Consider the following 19,554-nt stretch of genomic DNA (forward strand, 5'->3'; position numbering starts at 1 on the left):
CGTTGTGGGCAAGCGAAGGTGTGTCAACGTCTACTCGTGGTTCTGAGAAACGAATCCGGATGCTATCGACCGTAGGTCTCGAGTGCGTCCCACTCTCGAGCCATGAGTTTGCGAACGCCCTCGGAGAGGATCCCCTCGCCGAGCGAGGTCGCTCGGTAGTACGAGTACAGCCCGTCTCGATCCGGCGATTTCCGCTTTCGGTTCTCGACTAATCCGACCTCGATGAGCTCTTCGAGGTGGTAATGCAACGTATTCGACCGGACCTCGAGGCGCTCACGCAGTTCACTGGCGCTCTGGGGACCGTCCCCGACGAGCGTGTCGACGATTCGAAACCTCGTTTCGTTCCCGATCGAGCGTTGCATCGCGAGGTACTCCTCGAGCGAGAGAATGCTGTTCTCGGGGAGCAACTCCTCCCGTTCTCGCCCCGCCGCTCGTTCGGACTCTGCCATATGCTCTCTTATACGCACCACTGTATAAGTATTCGCTGACTCAGTAGTCGCTGAAATAGCTATACTTTATATATATAATCGCGAACCAGTTTCACTATGCGCGACCGTCTGATTGCCGAACTCGGCGACCTGCAACGACCCCGTTTTCTCGTCTACTTGATGGGGCCCTACGAAGCGTTCGACGTGGATCGGGTGCTCGAGGAATCCGAACCCGATTCGATCCCCGAATCGGTCGATTTCGGAACGCTCGTCGACTCCGAACACGCTCTCGAGCGCGAGGAGGCGACGCTTGACTTGCTGCTCGACGTCCGAGATCGGCTTCGGATCGACGCCGGAGTCAACGTGTTTCTCGCCATCGATGTCGATATTCCGCTTGCGGAGATGGACGCGGCGACCCAGAGCATTGAGTTCGCTCGTGCGAGTAACGCCGTCGTCTACGTCGTGCCGGCAGTCGGCGACAACCTCGGTGTCGGAATCGAAACCGGTGCCGTTCTCGAGGCGCTTTTCAGCGATGAACTCGCGAATGACCGTCAGGAGCGCGTGCTGTTCGTCCACGAATCGAGCGTCCGAAGCGCGATGATTGCGGCCGTTCGCGATCGCTGGGAAGCGCGGATCTACGCTTACGACGACCGTTCGGATCTGGTACGACAGGTTCGCTTGTTCGTTCGCGATCTCGTTCGAAAAGAACGAACCGGCGAGTTATCGCGACTCGAGTGAGCAGGGGCACTTCGATTTTCGTCTGGAGTCCCCGAGGTAGTTTACTCGAGGGACTTCTCCATGGCGACGTGGGGTATTCCCGCCTCTTCGAACTCCTCGCCGTAGCGCTCGTAGCCGAGTTCGTCGTAGAAGCCGGCCGCTCGAGTCTGTGCGTGCAGCTTGAGCGTCTCCAGATCGTTCGACGCGGCCGCCGCCTCGAGGGCGTCCATCAGCGCTCGCCCGACGCCGGTACCGCGGTGGGACTCGAGCACCGCGACGCGTTCGACTTTCCCGACGCTGTCTTCGGGTTCTCGGAGTCGGGCGGCACCGATCGGCTGCTCGTCGTCGTCCTCGTAGGCGACGAAGTGGACGGCCTCGTCTTCGTGCTCGTCGTACTCTAGCTCCTCGTCGACGCCCTGCTCTTCGACGAAGACCCGCCGGCGCACGTTGAAGGCGTCCTCAAGTCGGTCGTCGTCGGCGACGCGGACGGCTGTCATTGAGTCGATGTACGGGCTCGAGGCCGAGAACGTTGCGGATCTCGACGCGGTGTGCGTTTCGCGCGGATCGAATCGGTCTCGGCGCGTGGGCATGCTCGAGCGCGGGTGCTCACTGGATAGCTCAAAAGAAAAACGCAGAGTCGCTGGCGTCGACCGCAGACCGAGCGCAAAACCGCTTACGCGAGTCTCTCGAAAGTGTCAGACCGCTTTGCGGCCTGACTGTCCGAAAACTGGCTTACGCCAGTTTTTCGATGTTGTCGACGACTTCTTCCGCGTACTCGCTCGTCGCGAGCTTCTCGGCGTCCTCGAGCTGGCGCTCGAGGTCGTAGGTGACCTTTCCGGACGAGATCGTCTCTTCGACGGCGTCGCGAACGAGGTCGGCGGCGTCGTCCCAGCCCATGTACTCGAGCATCATGCGGCCCGAGAGGATCATCGCGGTCGGGTTGACCTTGTCCTGGCCCTCGTATTTCGGCGCGGAGCCGTGGACGGGCTCGGCGAGCATTCGGCCCTCGCCGAAGTTTCCGCCGGGGGCGATGCCGAGACCGCCGATCTGCGCGCCGGCGGCGTCGGACATGTAGTCGCCGTTCAGGTTCATCGTCGCGATGACGTCGTAGTTGTCAGTCCGGGTAAGAAGCTGCTGGAGCATGTTGTCGGCGATGCGGTCGTTGACGACGAGCGTGTCGTCGTCGACTTCGCCGTCCTGTTCCTCCCAGAGGGTGTCCTCGGTGATGACCTCGTCGCCGTACTCCTCCTCTGCGACCTCGTAGCCCCAGTCGCGGAACTGGCCCTCGGTGAACTTCATGATGTTCCCCTTGTGGACCAGCGTGACGGAGTCGCGGTCGTTCTCGAGGGCGTAGTCGATCGCCTCGCGGACGAGTCGCTTCGTTCCGAACTCGGTGATCGGCTTGATGCCGATGCCGACGGGGCCGTCGTGGATGACGTCGTCTGCGCCCATCTCCTCTTCGACGAACTCCTTGACCTGCTCGACTTCGTCGGTGCCGGCCTCCCACTCGATGCCGGCGTAGACGTCCTCGGTGTTCTCTCGGAAGGTGACCATGTCCATCTGCTCCGGTTCGGAGACCGGAGACGGGACGCCCTCGAGGTGGTAGGTCGGTCGGACGTTCGCGTACAGGTCGAGGAGCTTTCGCAGTCCGACGTTCAGCGATCGGAAGCCGGCACCGACGGGCGTCGTAAGCGGGCCCTTGATCGCGACGCGGTGTTCTTTGATGGCCTCGACGGTCTCGTCCGGAAGGTTCTCGTCGTACATCTCTCGCGCGGACTCGCCGGCGTAGACGCGCATCCAGTTGATCTCGCGGCCGGTCGCCTCTGCGGCGGCCTCGAGCACTTTCTGTGCGGCGGGACCGACGTCGCTACCCACACCGTCACCGTAGATGATCGGGATGATCGGGTCGTCGGGAACCTCGAGTTCGTCCTCGGAACCGTCCTTCAGCGTGATCTTCTCCCCCTGCTCGGGGACCTCGATCTTGTCGTAGCTCATTTCGTCTAGACGGTTCTTCGAAGGGGGTAAAAGGTCTCTCATTTCCACGTTAGATCGACGATCGTCGTAGCACATGTTTATTATCGTCGATGAGAACAACTCGAGTATGCTCCGTCCGCCACAGCACGCGCCCGAGCGCTGTCCGCTTTGTCGATCGACGCTCTCGAACGTCCAGGGCCTCTCTGCCTGCCCCGATTGCGAGTGGACCGGACGTTAACCCGTTTTCGTCGTCCTCGATAGCCCGTTTCGAACCGGTACCGGGGGTCGTCTCGAGCGTCGATTCGACCCATGAAGGTGATCCGCCAGGCGGAACCTCTTTTTGCCGACCGATCCAACCCGGGAGCATGAGCGAAACGGAAGTCGATCTCGAGGCCGAGATGTACGAAAAGCACCGCGAAGCCGGCGAAATCCTTGCACAGGTACGCGAGGAGGCCGCAGATCGCGTCGAGGTCGGCGCGAGCCACCTCGAGGTCGCCGAGTACGCCGAGGACAGGATCCGAGAGCTGGGCGGGAAGCCGGCGTTTCCAGTGAACATCTCGATCGACGAGGAAGCGGCGCACGCGACGCCGAGCATCGGCGACGAATCCACTTTCGGCGAGGAGATGGTCAACCTCGACATCGGCGTCCACGTCGACGGCTGGCTGGCGGATACCGCGATTACCGTCGACCTCTCTGGCAACCCGGAACTCGCCGAGGCGTCCGAACAGGCCCTCGAGGCCGCACTCGACGTGATCGAACCGGGCGTGAACACGGGCGATATCGGGGCCGAAATCGAGGACGTGATCGACGGTTACGGCTTCAATCCCGTCGTCAACCTCACTGGCCACGGCCTCGGCCACTGGGAACAACACACCAGTCCGAACATCCCGAACCGCGCCGTCTCGCAGGGAACGACGCTCGAGACCGGCGACGTCGTCGCCATCGAGCCGTTCGCGACCGACGGCGGCGGGAAGGTCACCGAGGGCTCGAGCGAGGAGATCTTCTCGCTCGAGCGCGAGGGCTCGGTCCGAAATCGTCAGGCGCGCGAGGCGCTCGAACAGATCACCGACGAGTTCCGGACGCTCCCGTTCGCAACCCGCTGGCTCGAGACGGACCGACCGGAAGTCGCGCTGCGGCGACTCAAACGCAACGACATCGTTCACGGCTACCCGGTTCTCAAGGAGGACGACGGCTTCCTGGTGAGCCAGAAGGAACACACGGTCATCGTCACCGACGACGGCTGTGAGGTAACAACGCGATAGCGCGCCCTTCTTCGGCCTGATATCCCTTTCTTCGAACCGTAGCGTCATCTCTTCCGATCCTAGCTCCATCTCCGATCCGGCAGTGCTCTTCTTCGAACCAACACGCCACTCACAGCGTATCGCTCGAAAAAACGGTCGTCAGTGGATCCCACCAGTTGTCGTCCGCCCAGCGCAACTGTTTCGGTCTCTGGGACGAAGTGTTCTACAGTCGACTCAGGCGTTGTTCATGCGCTGGCTCGATCGGTTCCCACAGCGCTGACATTCGGCCACCCGGTAGGGCTCGCGAGAGAACTGCGCGTTTTCCTGTTTGAGACTCTCGGTTCGGATCTGCACGCTCACTTCGTGAAGCGTATCGAGTTCGCATTCGTCACAGTGTTCGGTTATCCCGTTGAATGAGTTGTCTGTTGTTGCCATTGAAACTGCTGTAAGATTAGGGGTATCATAAATCCGCGTTCCATTACGGGTATTGAGTCGAGAAAATCGCAAGACGGGATCGGGGTAATGGGAACGGAGCGACGAGAGCGCTCGAGATTGTTTAGAACCGAATTTAATGACTTGTTAAGCCGATTCGAGCCGAATATGATGATTCCTTAATATTGCCTTAAACCGTCTAAGAGACACTATCTCACGGGTTTGTGTATCGATGACCACGACACCAGTGTATGAAACCATTTAGGGGTCGCTCGAGTGGGCACACGTATGGATCAAGTGTTCGCTCCCTGGCGAATCGAGTGGATCAAACGCGACGAGAAGAATTCCGACGTCGACGGCTGCGTCTTCTGTGCGTTTCCCGAACGCGAAGACGATCGCGAAAACCTGCTCGTCGCCCGGAGCGAACACGCGTTCGTCCTGTTGAACAACTACCCGTACAGTCCCGGTCACGTCATGGTCATTCCGCGGACGCATACAGGCGAGTACGCCGACCTCACGGACGAACAGTTGCTCGATCACGCTCGGCTCAAACAGCGGACCTTCAAGGCCGTCGAAACGGCCCTCGAGCCGGACGGCTTCAACGCCGGCCTGAACCTCGGAGAGGGCGCCGGCGGCTCGATCGGCGATCACTTACACACGCACATCGTCCCGCGCTGGCAGGGGGATACCAACTTCATGCCGGTGATCGGGGACACTTCGGTCATCGTGCAGGCGCTCGAGGAAACGTACGACCAGCTCCACGAGGCTTTCGCCGCTCAGGAGGGGGCAACAGTGCCCGGAGCGGGCCGCGCCGTCGTGTTCGAGTGAGTTCGGGGGATCAGGCGTACGTGCACTCGAGATACGAGAGAATATTTTCCGACTCGGCCATCGTGACGCCGTACTCCTCGTCGACGAGCAGGGGAACCTGGCGCTGGCCGGAAACCCGTTTGACTTCGTCTCGTTTCGAGTGTAACCCGTCGACCCAGACGCTCTCGTAGGGGATCTCGAGCGAGGTGAGCTCCTCGTCGACGGTCTCGCAGTACGGACACCCCTCGAGTTGGTACAGCGTGATCATACGCGGGGATTCGGTTCGGTTCCGCAAAAGCGTGGCGTCCGGTCTTCGGGTCTCCATCTCGGGGATTACCGGATATAGTTGCCGCTGTTGCAGAATCTCACTAATTGAGAATGGGGGGCTAGAGCGGCTCTCCAAACGCATAAACCGTGTTCTGACCGGTTATCTCGAGATCGACGAAGTCGCCGATTTCGATGCCGTGTTCGTCGGCGTTCTGGACGATGATCTGTCGGTACGCGCCGTCCCGACACTTTACCGAGTCGGCGGTTCCGTCCTCGACGACGAGGACGTCCTCCCGGATCTCGCCGACCATCTCCTCGTAGGCCTCGCCGACGATCTCGAGTTTGAGATCGCTCATCGCCTTCGAACGCTCCTTCTTGATCGTACCGCCGAGGCCCTTCAGCTCGGCTGCGTCCGTCCCCGGCCGCTTCGAAAAACGGGTCACGTTGAGCTTTTCGGGGCGCGTCTCGCGAAGCAGCGCCATCGACTGCTCGTGGTCGCGCTCGGTCTCGGTCGGGAAGCCGACGATGAAGTCGGTCGAGAGCGTCCAGTACTCGAGGGCCGAGTCGAACGTTTCGACGACCTCTACGTACTCTTCGACCTGGTGCTGGCGTCGCATGTCGCCGAGCACGTCGTCTGAACCCGATTGGACCGGCGCGTGCAGGAAGTTGTAGAGCTTCTCGTTGTCGGCGAAGACCTCGGCGAGTTCCTCGCGGATGCCGTGGACGCCCTTCGGATTCGCCATGCCCACGCGGACGCGGAAGTCACCGTCGATGGCACAAATCCGCTCGAGCAGCGTATGAAGCGCCCGCTCGCCGGTGTCCCACCCGTAGACGCCCGTGTCCTGACCGGTGATGCGGATCTCCTTCGCGCCGGCGTGGACGAGCGCGCGGGCTTTCTCGACGTTCTCCTCGATCGGCGGGGAGTCGATCTTCCCGGTCGCCTGCTTGGTGATGCAGTACGAGCAGTCGGACATACAGCCGCGAGCGATCGGCAAAATGCCGATCACCCCATCGAGAATCGGCTCCGCGTCCGGCGTCGTCGTCGGACACTCCCCGTTCGTGACCGCGTCGGGGACCTCGTCCCAGTGGAGCACTTCGCCGTCGATTCCCGCATCGGCGAACGCCTCGCCCTGCGCGAGAGCCATACAGCCCGTGACGTAGAGGTCGGCGGTTTCGTCGGCGAGTTCTTCCGCGCGCCGGAGCATGTTGCGCTCCGTCTTCTCGACGACCGTACAGGTGTTGAGAATCGCGACGTCGGCCTGTTCGGGACCGTCGACCTGGTGGTGGCCCGCGTCGCGGAGTCGCCGCTCGATCTCGCGGCTCTCCCCGCGGTTTGACGTACAGCCGTACGTCTCGATGTGGTATCGGGCCATTCGCGTACGAATGGGTCCGCACTCGTCGGCCAAAAGCGCGACGGATTCGGCGTTCGGTTCCTCACTCTTCCGTGGTCTCGGGGTCCGGTCGCCGTTCGGTCGTCCGCTCGAGTCGGTCGTAGTTCTCGTCGATGACGTGGACGACGGCGATAAACGCCCCCAGCGCGACCGGGCCGAAGAAAAGCCCCATGATGCCGAACGCGTAAGCGCCGCCGAGCACGCCGACGATGATCACGGCCGGGTTGATGTCCGCGTAGCGGTCGACGACGATCGGTCTGAGATAATCGTCGGAGACGGCGACGATCGTCGCGCTGTAGACGAACAGCGCGACGGCCAAAATCGGCTCGTTAGTGAGCAGGAGGTAGACGACCGCCGGCCCCCACACGAGGAAGGCCCCGACCAGCGGAACGAGCGCGAGGACGATCATCACCACCGTCCAGAGCGCGGCGTTCGGGACGCCGGTCGCCAACAGTCCGAGCCCGGCGATGGTTCCCTGTACGATCGCGATCAACACGTGTCCGAGGAGGACGGCCCGCATAACCTGATTCAGTTCCGTATAGAGGTCGTCCTGCACGTCGTCCGGGAGCGGCGTCATCTCGCGAATCCAGCCGTAGAGCCGACCGCCGTCCCGGAGCAAGTAGTAGATGAGAAAGAGCGCGAGACCCAGACCGATCAACGCGTGGGTGATCGTGCTCACCCAGGCCGTCGACTGCTCGAGCACGACCGTCCCGAGCTGTTGGCCCGAGTCCGCGACCGTCGAGGCGATGTCGACCTCGAGGCCGAACTCCGCCTCGAGCACCCGCTCGATATCCGCGACCTGAAACCGCTCCGCGTCCACGTTCTCCGCGATTCTGGCCGCGTCTTCCGCGATCGCGACCACGACGAACAGGAACGGGAGGAAGAAGGCGACGACTGCGAGGACGACGAGCGAAAACGCGGCGATCGGCGCGGAGACCCGCCGCTCGAGGCGACGCTGTAGGGGTGCGAGGACGTACGCGATCAAGATCGCGACGAGAACGTACTGTGCGAACGGGAGGAGCAGCCGGAGCGACAGGTAACCGAAGGCGAGCAACAGCGCGAGGAGGTATCCCTTTCGCCGGTTCACAGTGGTCTCACAACGGACACTCCATTAAAGCTGATAGCAGCTTCGACCCACTGAGAATCGAGAACGGGGACTCCGATGAGCGCGTTTCGAACTCGAGCATCTAGAGCCCCTGTCTCGCGGCGTCTCGAGTCCTTTCGTGGGTCTCGAGTTCTGTTCCGTGAGTCTCGACCCCCATCTCGTAGCACCCGTCCTCCAGCTTCGTGGCACTCCGATCGCGGGCGGCCCCGGCTGTCCGTTCACGAGTCGGACCACGGACGACCGCTCGCCAGACGGACCTGTTCGTGCGGTGATAGTTGTGTGGAACAACCACATATCTCAAGAAACGTTCACGCCTAGGGGCGGTCGAATGTCGACACAGCTCGACCCGCTTTCCCTGTCGGCCGATCTCGACTCGATCACTCCTCTGGGTACTCGAGGGTGACCGACTCGGCCTCGAAGTCCTCGAGGAACGCGCCGCTGCCGCCTATTTTGTACCGCTCGCCGTCGACGTCGATCTCGAATGAGTTCTCGACAGGGATCGTCGAGGTGACCGGCCGGACGAGACTCTGCTGGACGGAGACGACGGTTCCCGAGAGCTCCGCGGGAAGCGACCGATCGCCGACGGGCGAGCCAGTGACCGTCGCCCGGAGCGTAGTGTTTGCGGCCTCGTGGAGCGCGACCTGAAACACCGCGTTCCGAAAGCCGTCGTAGGTCTGCGGGAGCGTCGCCGGCGTGGTCACGTAGCGTTCGTCCGCGGTCGGCCAGTAGTTCGCCAGAAACGACCCGACGAAGACCGGCACGAGCTGTTCCTGACGCAGGGAGATCGCCTTCGTCTCGCTGGTCGAACTCGTCAGCAACTGACTCGGCGCGAGCAGCCCGTGGCGCTGGTCCGCCGTCATCATCGTCGGAACCAGCGCGTCCCAGGTTCGGACCGTACTCGCCGTCCCGGTGAGCGTCGCGATGTCCGGTTCGTTCCGCTCGGTTGCGCCGAGCAAGAGCAAGACGAGGACGCCCCGATCGACGGTCTCCTCTAACGCCGACCGGATCTGGGGCAACACTTCGGCCGGCAGGGAGAGGGTGACTTCCGTTTCGGCGTTCGAGAGCAGCGCCTCGATCCGCTTTAACACCGTCTGCCGTGATTTAATCACCTCGAACTGTTCGCCGGTCCGCTCGGTCGCGGTGTAACGCGATCGGATCCCCGGTTCGATCGCCTCGACGCTCTCGGTGAGTCGATCGACGACCTCGTCCGGCGGAACGGGCCTGATGACCGTCGGCACCGCGTGGTCGTCGACCTCGACGAACCCCCGTTCCTCGAGCGCTTCGCTGATGCTGTAGACGTACCGTTTGGAGACATCAGCGGCGTCCGAGATCGTGCTCGCCTTCGACTCGCCGCGTTCGAGGATCGCGAGGTACGTGTCGATTTCCTTTTCGGAGAGTCCGAACCGCTCGAGCAGGTCGGTGAGCCCGTCTTGATCCATGTATAACCAGTACGTCACAGATCGTATCGATGCATGAAAAAGATTCGCTGTGCGGCGCGGATTTCGCCCCGGTCGTCCAGCTCGTCTCCTGCGGATCGCGTCGACGATCATCCTTTGAGTTACCGTCCACGGCTGGTCGCGGTCGACGGCTACCGAACCGCCATGGCCGTGGAGAAAAGTGAGAATAAATTTTACAACAAACTTTAATTCGTGCGGGTCGTACCGGTGAGACGATGACAATACATTCCGCCCTGAACGACTTCAAGCGCGTTCGGGGGAGCGATCGCCTGTTCGCCGGCGAGCGTCGGTCGACGACGGGTTTTTTCACCGGGCTCGAGGATCGCCTCGTTCACGTCTCGCCCGACGGCGCGATCGGCGACTACTCCTACCCGCTCTCGGGACTGGTCGGCGTCGATCGATCGCGCTTTGGCGTCGAGATCGACGGGACCGTCCGTTGGTTCGACGATGGCGACCAGCGCTACGTCGAGGGGACTGCAGCGGTCGAAACGGTCCACCGCGTCGCCGGGCGACGACTCGTGCAGTACGATCTCGCGATCGGCCGACTCCACCTCACTCACTTCGTGCTCGAGGACGGGACCGGCGAAACCGAACGTGGCTCTCTGGATCGATCCGACGCGCCGTCGGACTTCGGCTCCGACGCCGGAACGCCGACGATACAGGCCTGTTTCGGGTTCGCACCCGAAGGGCGGACCGGACGGGTCGGACAGCTTCGCCACGACGGGATCGTCGAAGTTCATCACGACAGCGAACGGGACCTCCTCGCCGCGTCGACCGATTTCGAGGTGACGAGCCAGATGCCGGAGACGTTCGACGAACTGCTCGAAGCGGGGCCGACGGCGCTCCCCCGAAGTTCGGACGACGGTCGCTACGAGGACGGCCGTCTCAGCCCGATAATCCTGGCGTCGGTCGAACTCGAGGGGGCAACCCCACGTACAACGATCGCGACGCTGTTGACCGACGCCGAAGCGTGCGACCGCGCCGACGCGCTCGATCGGGTCCGGGCGGGGCCGCTCGACCACCCGACCCGCGACTCGCTGCTCGAGGCCGGTCGAACGCAGACGCGGCGTCTCGGACTCGATCGCTTCCGTCGGTCCGAGACCGCTCCGGCGGGTGCGTTCGAGGACCTCCGCGCCCTCCAGTTGTTGCGCGCTTCGAGCGGCTCTCGAATCGCGGGTCCCGAGTTCGACCCGTACTACCGCTACTCGGGGGGGTACGGCTACACGTGGTTCCGGGACGACGCCGAGATCTCGCGGTTCCTTCTCGCGGCCGACCGGCGGGCCGAACTCGGTCTCGAGGACTGGCACGAGGCAAGCGCCCGGTTTTACACAGACACCCAGCGGTCGGACGGGACCTGGCCCCACCGGGTGTGGCCCCACAGCGGTCGCCTCGCCCCGGGCTGGGCGAACGGCCGCCTCGAACGTGGGTCCGGGACCTCGGAGTACCAGGCCGACCAGACCGCGAGCGTCGTGGCCTACCTCGCGACTTACCTCCGGGTCGTCGACCCGTCCGCCGAGTACGTCCGTGAGTCCCTGCTCGCGGCGAAAGACGGACTCGACGCCTCCCTCGAGGACGACGGACTGCCGACCCGCGTCCAGAACGCCTGGGAGAACATGACCGGGCGCTTTACCCACACCGCGGCGACGTTTCTCGAGGCCTACGCGGCCCTGGCTCGTGCGCCCCTCCCCGAGCGCATCGGCGACGACGCCGCCGAGCGCGCCCGCGCGGTCTACGACGCGCTCGAGACGCTTTGGGTGCCCGACCGGGGAATCTACGCACTCCGACTCGACGGCGACGTGCTCGACGACCGACTGGACGGCAGCACGTTCGCGCTCGCCTCGGCCCACGCCGAGTACGACCGACTCGAGGGCGGCGTCGACGACGAGCGACTCGATCGGTTGGTCTCCCACCACGAAACGACGATCGAGGGACTCGCGCGCGACCCCGATGGCCCGGTCACGGGGCTTGCCCGGTTCGAGAGCGATCCCTGGCGGGTTCGCGACCAAGACGACCCGAAAATCTGGACCGTGACGACCGCGTGGGGCGCGCACGCGGCGGTCGAACTCGAGTCGTTGCTCTCGGATCGCGACCACGCAGCGGCCGCAAACTTCGGCGACCGAGCGGCGACCCTCCTCGAAGCGGTGGGTCCTGACGGCTCGCTTCGGCGATCTGGCGGCTACCTCCCCGAACAGGTGTTCGACGACGGAATCGCGGATAGCGCGATGCCGCTTGGCTGGCCCCACGCCTTGCGACTCGCGACCGCGACGGCGCTCGACGAATAGGAGAGAGACGAAAACAGTTTCGAGCGGTCTGTGGTGTCGGTTCTCGAGTACTACGAGTTCGACGGTTCAGGAGGTCGTCATCGCCGGCGGTTCTTCGGCTGAACCGAAAACGTCTCGTCCGGTTTCCGGATCGAAGAGATGAATAGCTGATTCGTCGAACGTCAATGTCACGTCGTCGCCGGGCTGTGGTTCGATCGCTGGACTGACGCGGGCGACGAACTCGCCCCCGAGATCGAGGTGCAGGTAGTTGTCGGAGCCGACCGGTTCGACGACCGAGACGCGACCGGTGATCGAGTTCCGCGCGCCGTCGACGAACTCGACGCTCTCCGGCCTGATACCCAGCGTGTACCGACCTCCCTCGAGCGACCCGGCGTGTCGATCCACGTAGGATCCGGAGAGTTCGAAGTCGAACTCCGCTTCGAGGCCCGTCAGGTTGACGCCATCTCCGCTGTCGTCGACGTCGACCTCGAGGAAGTTCATCGAGGGCGAGCCGATGAACCCGCCGACGAACTCGTTGGCCGGGTTCTCGTAGACGCGGGTCGGTTTGCCCACCTGCTGTAACTCGCCGCCGTCGAGGATGACGATCCGATCGCCCATCGTCATGGCCTCGTGCTGGTCGTGGGTGACGTATACCGCCGTGATGCCCAGCTCGTTCTGGAGGCGCTGGATCTCCGCGCGCATCGAGGTCCGGAGCTTCGCGTCGAGGTTCGAGAGCGGTTCGTCGAAGAGGAACACGTCGGGTTCGCGAACGATCGCCCGCCCGAGCGCGACGCGCTGTTTCTGCCCGCCCGAGAGCTGGTCGGGTTTGTCCTCGAGCAGCCCCTCGATGTCCATCATCTCGGCCGTCTCGGTCACCCGTCGCTCGCGTTCGTCCGCGCTCATGTCGGTGCTCATTCGAAGCCCGAACGCCATGTTCTCGAAGACGGTCTTGTGCGGATAGAGCGCGTAGTTCTGGAACACCATCGCGACGTCGCGGTTCTTCGCGTGGACGTCGGTGACGTCCTCGCCGCCGATGGAGATCGTCCCCGACGTGGGTTCTTCGAGCCCGGCTAACATCCGGAGCGTCGTCGTTTTCCCGCAACCCGACGGTCCGACGACGGTGACGAACTCGCCGTCTTCGATCTCGAGGTTCAGGTCGTCGACGGCGACGACCGTTCCGACGTCGTACTCCTTTCGGAGTGATTCGACTCTGACGTGTGCCATTTGCTCACTCGTTCGTCGGGGGGCCGTAAAACCCTTTCCCAAAAATTCCAATTCAGGAAGTAGAATTACAACACATCTTGATCACGGTCCAGTCGAAAGCCACGCTGGACCCGTGATCTATAAGCTATTTCGACAGGGCTCGCTCGAAAGTTCGATGCTGCTGTCTTCTCCTGCGCTCGAAAGCAGCTGATAAGCGTCTCTATACCGCGAATATCCCCGTCTCCCTCGAGCACCGTGATACGTCCTATCCCAAACACTAAATATATGAAGATATAATACATCATTGATTCCACCATGTCAATGGAACGCAGACAGTTGCTCACGGGGATCGGCGGGCTGGCAGCGACGAGCGCTGCCGGCTGTCTGGATCGAATCACGGGGGCACGGCAGGGGACGACCGCCTGGTACGATTTCACCGATGCACAGGAACGCGCGTTCGAACGCGCACTGGAGGAGTTCAACGACGGTCGCGACGATCCGCTCAACGCGGAGGCTCCCGCCGAGATGGAAAAAGAACTCGAGACGGCGCTGCCGGCCGAACAGGGGCCGGAGACGTTCAACTGGGCCCACGACTGGATCGGCCGGTACCACGAACAGGAGTTCGTCTACGACGCATCCGACGACCTCGAGATCGATCTCGAGGAGACCTATACCGAGAACGCACTCGAGGCGGTTCAGTGGGAGGGCGCGGTGTACGGGCTCCCGTTCGCGATCGAGACGGTTTCGCTGATGTACAATCCCGAGTACGTCGACGAACCGCCGGAAACCCTCTCGGATATGGTCGCGATCATGGAGGAACACCACGATCCGGCAAACAACCGATACGGGCTCTCGATGCCGGCGGTCGACCCGTACTTCCCGAGCGCGTGGCTGCAGGCGTTCGGCGGTTCGCTCTTCGACACGGAGTCCGAGGAACTCCGCATCGAAGACGACGCGTTCGTCGAGGGCGTCGAACTCCTCGAGGAGTCGATCTGGCCGTACGTGCCTGACGACCCCGGCTACGCCAGCCAGATTCCGGTTTTCTCCGACGGAAACGCGCCGTTCGCGATCAACGGCCCCTGGGAACTCGAAGGGTTCCGCGAAGCCGGCGTCGACGCGCAGGTCGCGCCGCTGCCGGACGTGGAGGGCGGGAGCCCGACGCCGTTTACCGGCGTGAAGGTCTGGTACTTCACGTCCCAACTCGAGTCGGCCGACGAGACTGCACTCGAGACGACCATCGAGTGGGCCGAGTGGTACACGACCAACGAGCAGGCGATTATCGACAACGCCGAGATTCAGGGGCTGATCCCCGTCCATCAGGACTACGCCGGGAACGAGGACGCCGACCTGGGTGAGGACGTCCAGACCTTCGCCGAAACGGTCGAGATGGGGACGCCGCTGCCGACGCATCCGAAGGTCGACCAGATCTGGGACCCGCTCGAGTCGGGCCTCGAGCGCGTCTTCAACGGCGACGAAAGCGCAGCACAGGCGATGGAATCGACCGCGCAGAATATTCGCGACCGCTGGGAGTAACGCGGGTGACCGAGCACAGCAATGTCTTCATCACTCCGAACCCGCGTCGTCGGTCACGGACGCGACCGGTTGCCGTTCGACGTCGATTCCATCGGACTCACCGGACTCCTGCTCGTCGCACCCGGCGCAGTGTTGTTCCTCTCGTTCATGTTGTTTCCGATCGCGTTTCTCGTCTACCTCTCGGTTACTGACGCGACCCACGCAGGGACGGTACTCGGCGGGGAGGCGTCGTTCGTCGGCCTCGAGAATTACGCCGAACTGTTCACCGATCCGCAGTTCTGGCAGTCGTTCGGCGTCACGTGGCTGTTCTTGGCCGTGAGCCTCTCGATCAAGGTCGTGCTTGCGACCGGCCTCGCAATGGTCCTGACCCACGCTCGAGTGCTCGGCAAGCGGTTCATGCGTGCACTCGTGATCGTCCCGATGGGGTTCCCGGCGATTTTCGTGATCACCGTCTGGGAGGGGATGTTCAGCGGCGCGCGGTACGGCCCGCTGAACCAGATGGTCGGAACGTACAACTCGATCGTGTCGGGGTTCGTCGTCGTTCTCGATAGCCTCCTGTTTTTCGTGACGATTTCTGCGCCCGACCTGCTGCTCGCGGATCTCCCGATCCAGTGGCTCGGGGGGCGCTGGAGCGCGTTCGCCGCCTACGTCATCACCGAAGTCTGGCTGGCCTATCCGTTCATGGTTATCATCATCGTCAGCGCGCTCCAGGACGTGCCGATGGATCTCCACGACGCGGCGAAGGTCGACGGCGCGGGCTATCTGCGGCGGTTCACCAACGTGACGCTCCCGGCGATCAAACGCCCGGTGCTGTTCGCGTCGATCCTGACCGCCGCGACCTCGTTCCAGCAGTTCCTAATTCCGTTTATCTTCAACAGTGGCGGTCCGTCGCGACAGAACGAGCTGCTGATCCTCTACGGCTATCGCGAGGCGATCGAACTCCACGAGTACGCGTTCGCCTCGGCGATCATGGTCACCGCGATCGCCTTCATTGGCATGTTCATGTGGCTCGCCGTCAAGAAAGGAAACCTCGCGGAGGGCATCGATTCTGCATGAGTCGTCTCACACACTACACCACGTCGATCGGTCGGTGGACAGTTCGGAAACTAACCTGGCCCCGGCGGGCCGCAGCCGCCGCCCGGTTGACGATCGAACAGGTCAGAACCGGCCGGCGAACCGTCCGTGACGTCGCCAAAACCGGCGTCGGCACGGTCGGTGCGACCGCGTTGCTTCTGGTCCTGCTGTTCCCGGTTTACTGGGTCTTCGCCGCGTCGCTCTCGCAGGGCTCCGGCCTGATGAGCTCCCAGGGGATCTTCGCCGATCCGACCTCGTACAACCTCGAGGCATACCGCTGGGTGCTCTTCGAATCGGACTTCACCTACGCGGCCGTCAACAGCCTCATCGTCGTCTCGATCACGGTGTTGGTTTCGATGTCGGTGATAATCCCCGGCGCGTACGCGCTCTCGCGTCGGGAGTTTCTCGGCCGTCGGGGGATTCTCTACGGCTACGTGCTGTTCACGCAGGTCGGGGCCGGGCTGTCGATCGCGACCCTGATCGCGCTGTACGCGCTGTTCGTCAACCTCGGGCTGGACAACAACCTGCTTGTCCTCGGGGTATTCTACGCCGCGGGCGCGATCCCGTTCAACACCTGGTTGCTCAAGACGTTCATGGACAACATCCCGGTTTCCTACGAGGAGGCCGCGATCGTCGACGGCGCGAGCCAGTGGCAGGTCATCCGCGAGATCATCCTGCCGCTTTCGAAACCCGGCATCGCGGTCGTGCTCGTCTTCACGTTCCTGGCGGGCTGGAACGAGTTCGTCATCGCACAGACGCTGCTCCAGTCGCACAACTACACGCTCTCGGTCGAACTCTACGCGCTCATCGCGGGCGGCGGCTACGAAACGCCGTGGACGGAGTTCTCGGCCTTCGCGATCCTCTTTGCCCTCCCCGTCGCGATCATCTACTTCCTCGCCCAGAGCTACGTCGAGGACGGACTCTCCTTCGGCGGGATGAGCGGCTAACCACCGTTCGGGGTCTCGCGTCGTAGGATTCTCGAGGGACGCTGTTTTTCGACCGGAACGGCGTGAAAAAGCGATAGTGGGACAGACTCTCGGAACCTATGGGATCGGCTCGAGATTAGCTGTGGTCTCGGTGGATCTCGAGCGTGTACCTTAGGCTTCGTCGAAGAGCTCGTCTCCTTCGACCATGTGGGCCTCGACTTCGTCCATATCGAGGGTCAGACCGAGTCCCGGCTTCTCGGGGATCTCGATCGAGCCGTCCTCGATAACGTCCTCCTCGACCAAGTCCTCCCACCAGCCGAGTTCGTAGCTGTGGTACTCGACGGCCAGCGAGTTCGGAATCGCCGCGCCGACGTGGGCCGAGGCCATCGTGGCGACGGGCGAGGCGACGTTGTGCATCGCGACCGGGATGTAGTACAGGTCCGCCAGATCCGCTATCTTCCGGGTTTCGCGCATCCCGCCGACCTTCGGCATGTCGGGGGCGACGATGTCGAGCGCCTGCTCCTCGATGAGTCGGCGCTGGCCGTGCTTTCGGTAGACGTTCTCGCCGACGGTGATCGGCGTCGTCGTCGACTGGGTGACCTCCTGTTGGACGTCGTGGTTCTCCGGCGGCACCGGGTCCTCGAGCCACCAGATGTCGTAGGCCTCGAGTTCGCTCGCGAGCCGTTTCGCGCTGTCGGCGGAGAACGTCCAGTGGCAGTCGAAGGCCACGTCGGCGCGGCTGCCGACGCGCTCGGTGATCGCCTCGACGATCGAGACCTTGTGGTCGATCTCGGGGCCGCGCAGGTGGCGGTTCGCCCGATCCTTCTCGTGGCCCGAGGGAACGTCGAGGTCGAACTTGAGCGCGTCGTAGCCCAGTTCCTCGACGACGCGTTCTGCCTCGTCCGCGCAGGCGGTCGGATCGGCTTCGTCTTCGGTGTGACAGTCGCAGTAGACCCGGACCTCGTCGCGGTACTTGCCGCCCAGCAGCTGGTAGGCCGGGACCTCGAGGATCTTGCCAGCCAGATCGTGTAGCGCGACTTCGATGCCCGAGATGGCGGTGACGGTGACGCCGCCGATCGATCCCTCGCCGGACATCTTCTGGACGAGGTGTTCGGTCAGTCGATCGATGTCGAGCGGGTTCTCGCCCTCGAGGAAGGGTTTCATCCGCTGGATGAGTTCGGGGACGCCCGCGCCCCAGTAGGCTTCGCCGGTGCCGACGATGCCTGCGTCCGTGTAGATTCGGACGAGGGTCCACGGGAAGTTGCCGTCGACCATCGTGGTCTGGACGTCCGTGATCTCGACGTCTCGGCCGCCGCCGCGCTCGCGGGTGACGTCCATCGTGTCGGCGGACAGCTCCCGCATCGTGTACTCGGCGTTCGGATCGTGTAGCTGTGAGTAATCGACTCCCATAACTAACGAGTTACTCGTATCATAGTAATGTTTTTCCATCCTGTGAACGCTATCGTTCGTCGGATCTATCCGATTATCCTCTCGACTGGCTGTCGAATAACTGTTGCCATCGAGGTCGATCTCAACAGCGCATTGGGCCTCGAGTTCGCTCGAGTACTGGGGTTCCGGGTCGAAACGACGTTTTGCCCGATCGATTTCAGCGCGTATCGAACTCGACGGCCGTCTTGATGACCGACTCGTTCCGTTCGAACGCTCGTTCGAACTCGTCGAGACCGTAGACCCCGGTCACGAGGTCGTCGGTGACCCACCCGGGAATCGACGCGAGCGTATCGACGGCGGCCTCGAAGTGGCCGCGATTCGAGTTCACCGTCCCCACGAGCGCCTTGTTGTGGAGGACGAGCTCTCGGTGGAGTCGACCGCCGTCGATCTCGAACGACCAGTCGTCGGGAACCCCGACCAGCGCACCGACGCCGTTGGGTGCGAGCGCCTCGACGGTGTCGAAGGGGTGTTTCGCGTAGCCAGTCGCCTCGTAGACGAGGTCCATCGGCTCGTGCGCGTCGGGGATTTCGGGAACCGAAGTCTCTCGAGAGTCGATGTAGGTGCCACCGAGGTCGTCGATCAGGTCGATCGAGGGGTCGGGCCGATCGCGCTTGCCGAGACAGTACGTGCGCTCTATGTCGAGCACTTCTTCGAACATCGCGAGGGTCACGAGCCCGAGCGAGCCGTTGCCGAGAACGATGGCGGATTCTGGCTCCCAGTGGACCGTCGAGCGGGCCGCCTGGGCGTGCTCGAGGGCCTTTTCGGTGATGCTGATCGGTTCGACCAGAAAGCCGAGTTCCGCGAGTTCGGGCGGGACCGGAACGAGCGTCTCGGCCGGGCTGGTGAAGTACTCCGCCATGAACCCGTGCGCGCCGACGATCCCGCGCTCGAGATAGGCCCCCTCGGGAGCCATGTCCGGTTCGCCACGCTCGAAGTACTCGTTGGTCCCGTTGGGCGGTCTGCGGACCGTCGGCGCGACGACCTCGCCTCTCTCGAGGTCGGTTCCGTTCGGATCTTCGACGACGCCGACCGCCTCGTGGCCCAGCACGAGCCGGTCGCTCCCCGCCGGAAGCTCGCCGTGTGCGCCCCGGATCACCTCGTGGTCGGTGCCGTCGACGCCCACGCGAAGCGTCCGTACGAGCGCTTCGCCGGCCGCCGGTTCGGGAACCGGCTTCTCCACCACGACGGGGTCGCCGGCACCCGGTTCGACTGCGATCGCTTTCATTGATCGTACACAGACAACGATCCACAATAAATTTACCTGATATCGAGTAAATACTGAAACCGGC

Annotated in this window: 18 protein-coding genes; 7 read left to right on the forward strand and 11 right to left on the reverse strand. The window is 63.1% G+C overall.

Annotated features, from left to right (window positions below):
- Window positions 1-62 precede the first annotated feature (62 nt).
- Complete coding sequence (locus tag BM348_RS09200; RefSeq protein ID WP_092904221.1) at window positions 63-449, reverse strand: winged helix-turn-helix domain-containing protein; 387 nt, start codon at window positions 447-449, stop codon at window positions 63-65.
- Window positions 450-545: 96 nt separating this feature from the next.
- Between BM348_RS09200 and BM348_RS09205 the strand changes: the two genes are divergently transcribed.
- On the forward strand, window positions 546-1,166 hold the full coding sequence (locus BM348_RS09205) for a DUF7509 family protein (protein WP_092904223.1): 621 nt from the start codon (window positions 546-548) through the stop codon (window positions 1,164-1,166).
- Between the two features lie 41 nt (window positions 1,167-1,207).
- Here BM348_RS09205 and BM348_RS09210 read toward each other — a convergent pair whose 3' ends face one another.
- A complete protein-coding gene (locus BM348_RS09210; protein ID WP_092905502.1) occupies window positions 1,208-1,642 on the reverse strand; it encodes a GNAT family N-acetyltransferase in 435 nt (144 codons plus the stop codon).
- A 235-nt stretch (window positions 1,643-1,877) separates the two neighbouring features.
- Window positions 1,878-3,140: an isocitrate dehydrogenase (NADP(+)) gene (icd, locus tag BM348_RS09215; protein WP_092904225.1), complete on the reverse strand. Its 1,263-nt coding sequence runs from the start codon at window positions 3,138-3,140 to the stop codon at window positions 1,878-1,880.
- A 344-nt stretch (window positions 3,141-3,484) separates the two neighbouring features.
- Here icd and map point away from each other — a divergent pair, with 344 nt between their 5' ends.
- Window positions 3,485-4,381, forward strand: a complete 897-nt coding sequence (gene map / locus BM348_RS09220; RefSeq protein ID WP_092904227.1) for a type II methionyl aminopeptidase — start codon at window positions 3,485-3,487, stop codon at window positions 4,379-4,381.
- A 213-nt stretch (window positions 4,382-4,594) separates the two neighbouring features.
- Here map and BM348_RS09225 read toward each other — a convergent pair whose 3' ends face one another.
- On the reverse strand, window positions 4,595-4,795 hold the full coding sequence (locus BM348_RS09225; RefSeq protein ID WP_092904229.1) for a DUF7835 family putative zinc beta-ribbon protein: 201 nt from the start codon (window positions 4,793-4,795) through the stop codon (window positions 4,595-4,597).
- Between the two features lie 285 nt (window positions 4,796-5,080).
- Between BM348_RS09225 and BM348_RS09230 the strand changes: the two genes are divergently transcribed.
- Window positions 5,081-5,620, forward strand: a complete 540-nt coding sequence (locus BM348_RS09230; RefSeq protein ID WP_092904231.1) for an HIT family protein — start codon at window positions 5,081-5,083, stop codon at window positions 5,618-5,620.
- A gap of 10 nt (window positions 5,621-5,630) precedes the next feature.
- On the opposite strand, the gene BM348_RS09235 is transcribed toward BM348_RS09230, so the two are convergent.
- The 4 genes from BM348_RS09235 to BM348_RS09255 form a co-directional block, all read right to left on the reverse strand.
- Complete coding sequence (locus tag BM348_RS09235) at window positions 5,631-5,867, reverse strand: glutathione S-transferase N-terminal domain-containing protein (RefSeq protein WP_092904233.1); 237 nt, start codon at window positions 5,865-5,867, stop codon at window positions 5,631-5,633.
- 118 nt (window positions 5,868-5,985) lie between these two features.
- Window positions 5,986-7,239 carry a tRNA (N(6)-L-threonylcarbamoyladenosine(37)-C(2))-methylthiotransferase gene (locus tag BM348_RS09240; RefSeq protein ID WP_092904235.1) on the reverse strand — a complete coding sequence of 418 codons (1,254 nt, stop codon included), beginning with the start codon at window positions 7,237-7,239 and terminating at the stop codon, window positions 5,986-5,988.
- Between the two features lie 61 nt (window positions 7,240-7,300).
- Entirely contained in the window at window positions 7,301-8,344 is a 1,044-nt protein-coding gene (locus BM348_RS09245; RefSeq protein WP_092904237.1) for an AI-2E family transporter, read from the reverse strand.
- A gap of 395 nt (window positions 8,345-8,739) precedes the next feature.
- A complete protein-coding gene (locus BM348_RS09255; RefSeq protein WP_092904241.1) occupies window positions 8,740-9,801 on the reverse strand; it encodes a TrmB family transcriptional regulator in 1,062 nt (353 codons plus the stop codon).
- 233 nt (window positions 9,802-10,034) lie between these two features.
- On the opposite strand from BM348_RS09255, the gene BM348_RS09260 reads away from it, so the two are divergent.
- Complete coding sequence (locus BM348_RS09260) at window positions 10,035-12,101, forward strand: glucan 1,4-alpha-glucosidase (protein ID WP_092904243.1); 2,067 nt, start codon at window positions 10,035-10,037, stop codon at window positions 12,099-12,101.
- Window positions 12,102-12,167: 66 nt separating this feature from the next.
- Here the strand turns inward: BM348_RS09260 and BM348_RS09265 are convergent, their stop codons facing one another.
- Entirely contained in the window at window positions 12,168-13,304 is a 1,137-nt protein-coding gene (locus tag BM348_RS09265; protein WP_092904245.1) for an ABC transporter ATP-binding protein, read from the reverse strand.
- Between the two features lie 300 nt (window positions 13,305-13,604).
- On the opposite strand from BM348_RS09265, the gene BM348_RS09275 reads away from it, so the two are divergent.
- The 3 genes from BM348_RS09275 to BM348_RS09285 are packed head-to-tail and all read left to right on the forward strand — an operon-like array spanning window position 13,605 to window position 16,837.
- Window positions 13,605-14,816 carry an extracellular solute-binding protein gene (locus BM348_RS09275; protein WP_175507145.1) on the forward strand — a complete coding sequence of 404 codons (1,212 nt, stop codon included), beginning with the start codon at window positions 13,605-13,607 and terminating at the stop codon, window positions 14,814-14,816.
- A gap of 21 nt (window positions 14,817-14,837) precedes the next feature.
- On the forward strand, window positions 14,838-15,872 hold the full coding sequence (locus BM348_RS09280; RefSeq protein ID WP_092904251.1) for a carbohydrate ABC transporter permease: 1,035 nt from the start codon (window positions 14,838-14,840) through the stop codon (window positions 15,870-15,872).
- Window positions 15,869-16,837, forward strand: a complete 969-nt coding sequence (locus BM348_RS09285) for a sugar ABC transporter permease (protein ID WP_092904253.1) — start codon at window positions 15,869-15,871, stop codon at window positions 16,835-16,837. Before BM348_RS09280 ends, BM348_RS09285 begins: the two co-directional genes overlap by 4 nt.
- Before the next feature lie 150 nt (window positions 16,838-16,987).
- On the opposite strand, the gene BM348_RS09290 is transcribed toward BM348_RS09285, so the two are convergent.
- Together BM348_RS09290 and BM348_RS09300 are read right to left on the reverse strand one after the other, a co-directional pair.
- Window positions 16,988-18,226, reverse strand: coding sequence for a mandelate racemase/muconate lactonizing enzyme family protein (locus BM348_RS09290; protein WP_092904255.1), 1,239 nt, complete (start codon window positions 18,224-18,226; stop codon window positions 16,988-16,990).
- Window positions 18,227-18,422: 196 nt separating this feature from the next.
- Window positions 18,423-19,490: a glucose 1-dehydrogenase gene (locus BM348_RS09300; RefSeq protein WP_092904259.1), complete on the reverse strand. Its 1,068-nt coding sequence runs from the start codon at window positions 19,488-19,490 to the stop codon at window positions 18,423-18,425.
- Window positions 19,491-19,554: the final 64 nt, after the last annotated feature.

It is taken from the genome of Halostagnicola kamekurae (assembly GCF_900116205.1).
GTDB classification, from domain to species: domain Archaea; phylum Halobacteriota; class Halobacteria; order Halobacteriales; family Natrialbaceae; genus Halostagnicola; species Halostagnicola kamekurae.